The organism is Mesorhizobium sp. M4A.F.Ca.ET.020.02.1.1 (assembly GCF_004022645.1).
GTDB lineage: Bacteria > Pseudomonadota > Alphaproteobacteria > Rhizobiales > Rhizobiaceae > Mesorhizobium.
The window spans coordinates 1-2,519 of sequence record NZ_RZOI01000814.1 but is presented as its reverse complement, the minus strand read 5'-3'; the positions used below and the strand labels follow the sequence as shown (position 1 = coordinate 2,519).

Below are 2,519 nucleotides of genomic sequence, written 5' to 3'. Positions count from 1 at the left end.
ACCTCAAGCCGCTCAATCTGCGCACGGTGGCCGATGCCATCGGCATGCACGAATCGACTGTGAGCCGGGTCACGGCGAACAAATACATGCTGACGCCGCGCGGCGTCTTCGAACTGCGCTATTTCTTCACTGCCTCGATCGCTTCGGCGGGCGGTGGCGACGCGCATTCCTCTGAAGCGGTGCGCGACCGCATCAAGCAGTTGATCGACGAGGAAAAGCCCGTCCACGTGCTCTCCGACGACGCCATCGTCGATATGCTCAAGGAAAGTGGCGTGGACATCGCCCGGCGCACCGTCGCCAAGTACCGGGAGGGCATGAACATTCCCTCCTCCGTGCAGCGGCGGCGTGAAAAACGCGCGCTCGCCAGCGCCGGGCGCTGACCGCAGCTCTGAAAACGGCCGCGGCGTGGCCGGATTTCCACAGTTTTCAAGCTTCATTGACAAGCTGCAATGAAGTGTCTAGAAGCCCGCCCGCATGAGGCGGGTCTGATGCCCGCAGCGGATGGGACCGTCACGGCGAAGGCTTCGCGACGGCCAAGAAGGCAACTTGTGATCAACCGGAAAGTTCGGATTTAAAATCGGCGCGAGCGCCGCCGCAAAGCTTGTGCGCGCGGACCACGAGTATAAACTCGGGACAGTTTGAAGCCTGAGCAAGGAAGGTCAGTTTTCAGATGAAACTGCGCATTTCGGGAAAACACATGGATATCGGCGATGCGTTCCGTACGCGCATCAACGACCGTGTCGGCGAAGCGATCGGAAAATATTTCGATCGCGGTTTTTCAGGGCATGTCACGGTCATCAAATCGGGGTCGCGCTTTTCGGCCGACTGCATGATCCGGCTCGATTCCGGCGCCTCATTGCAGGCGACGGGCGACGCACAGGATCCCACGCTTGCCTTCGAGGCGGCGGCTGATCGCCTCGAAACCCGCCTTCGGCGCTACAAGCGCCGTCTGAAATCGCACAATTCCGGCAACGGCAATGGCGAGCCGACCGACATCGCCTATACGGTGATGGCCCCGCTTGCCGACGACGACGAGGAGATGCCGGAGAATTTCGCTCCGGCGGTTGTTGCCGAATCGACGATGACGCTGCGCACCATGTCGGTGGCGTCCGCGGTCATCGAGCTCGACACCAAGGACAGCCCGGTCTTCGTGTTCCGCAACGCCGGGAACGAGCATCTCAACATCGTCTACCGCCGGCCGGATGGGAACATCGGCTGGATCGACCCGTCCACGACCAAAGTCGCACAGGGATAGCAGCCAGCCGCGCGAGGGGGCGAGGACTGGCTGCGGCGGGCGAACAAGGGATTTTTCAAGCATGGATCTTAGCGATCTGATCAACGTTCCGGCGATCATGCCGGCGTTGAAGGCGAACTCCAAGAAACAACTGCTGCAATTGCTGTCCGAGAGGGCGGCAGCGATTTCGGGCATTCCGGAGCGGGAAGTGTTCGACACCATCCTGCAGCGCGAGCGGCTTGGCTCCACCGGCGTCGGCAACGGCATTGCCATACCGCATGGCAAGCTCGCCGGGGTGAAGCGCATTGCCGGCGTCTTCGCCCGGCTGGAGACGCCGGTCGATTTCGAGGCGCTGGATGACCAGCCGGTTGATCTGGTGTTTCTGCTGCTGGCGCCCGAGGGGGCGGGTGCAGACCACCTCAAGGCGCTGTCGCGCATCGCGCGCGTGCTGCGCGACGCCGACACCGTGGCCAAGATCAGGGGCACGCGCGACGCGGTGGCGATCCACGCACTGCTGTCGGACACGCAGGCCTCGCACGCGGCCTGAAGTTTTCGGATTGAAGGTTTCAGAGGGCCGCCTTGGGCGGCCCTTGCCATTTCGGACGGCCAGCGGTCGCTCAGTGAATGGCGACAGTGGTCAGGTCGTTCTCCAGCGCGCCCGCCAGCGCCCGGTCGCGGGCGTCCGAAAGCAGGATCGGCTGGCCATTGGCGGCAAACAGCGCCCACAGTTCCAGGCCGGGCGCGATTTCCCCGAGGCCGGGGAAGCGGCCGCGCAGATCGTCGCTCGAGACTTTCCTGAGATAGGCGACCGAGCCTTCGCCGAGATGGGCGAATTCGCCACTGGTCATGGTCAAGGTTTCGTCGGTTCTGGTCATTTCAAGCCTCCTTGGCGCGAGGACGCCGTCCAAGGCCGCCCCGCATGAGAGCCATCGGTAAAGATCAGTCTTTCACCGATATGTTTATTTTCCGTACCAGCCGCTCGACCTCCGGCCGGTCGAGATCAATCGACAGCAGGCCGTTCTTCAGCTCCGCCGCGATCACCCGCATGCCATCGGCCAGCACGAAGCAGCGCTGGAACTGGCGCGCGGCGATGCCGCGGTGAAGGAATTCGCGCTCGGTGTCGTCGGTCTGACGGCCGCGCACGATCAACTGGTTCTCCTCCGTCGTGACATCGAGGTCGCTTTCGGCGAAGCCGGCGACGGCGAGCGTGATGCGCAGCCTTTCGGCCATGCCGTCGGCACCGCTGAGGCGCTCGATGTTGTAAGGAGGATAGCTGTCACCGGAC

At 63.2% G+C, this 2,519-nt stretch carries 4 protein-coding genes and 1 pseudogene; 3 read left to right on the top strand and 2 right to left on the bottom strand.

Annotation, left to right across the window (positions count from 1 at the left end):
- The 3 genes and pseudogenes from EN742_RS31530 to ptsN all read left to right on the top strand — a co-directional run.
- Window positions 1–380 (top strand): annotated as a pseudogene (locus tag EN742_RS31530) (RNA polymerase sigma-54 factor); the annotation flags it as partial.
- 290 nt (window positions 381–670) lie between these two features.
- Window positions 671–1,255, top strand: coding sequence for a ribosome-associated translation inhibitor RaiA (gene raiA, locus EN742_RS31525; RefSeq protein ID WP_126058303.1), 585 nt, complete (start codon window positions 671–673; stop codon window positions 1,253–1,255).
- A gap of 61 nt (window positions 1,256–1,316) precedes the next feature.
- Window positions 1,317–1,781 (top strand): PTS IIA-like nitrogen regulatory protein PtsN, encoded by a 465-nt coding sequence (gene ptsN / locus EN742_RS31520; protein ID WP_006200387.1) that lies wholly within the window; start codon window positions 1,317–1,319, stop codon window positions 1,779–1,781.
- A gap of 70 nt (window positions 1,782–1,851) precedes the next feature.
- On the opposite strand, the gene EN742_RS31515 is transcribed toward ptsN, so the two are convergent.
- Both EN742_RS31515 and EN742_RS31510 read right to left on the bottom strand, forming a co-directional pair.
- Window positions 1,852–2,109: a DUF1150 family protein gene (locus EN742_RS31515; protein WP_124995408.1), complete on the bottom strand. Its 258-nt coding sequence runs from the start codon at window positions 2,107–2,109 to the stop codon at window positions 1,852–1,854.
- A 64-nt stretch (window positions 2,110–2,173) separates the two neighbouring features.
- Window positions 2,174–2,519 (bottom strand): Hsp20 family protein (locus tag EN742_RS31510; protein ID WP_128333701.1); only part of this gene is annotated, 346 nt, incomplete at its 5' end.

What these genes read in the sequence shown, in the direction of transcription:
- raiA (WP_126058303.1), top strand. Translation starts at nt 671, where the DNA reads ATGAAACTGCGCATTTCGGGAAAACACATGGATATCGGCGATGCGTTC.
- EN742_RS31515 (WP_124995408.1), bottom strand. Translation starts at nt 2,109, where the DNA reads ATGACCAGAACCGACGAAACCTTGACCATGACCAGTGGCGAATTCGCC.
- ptsN (WP_006200387.1), top strand. Translation starts at nt 1,317, where the DNA reads ATGGATCTTAGCGATCTGATCAACGTTCCGGCGATCATGCCGGCGTTG.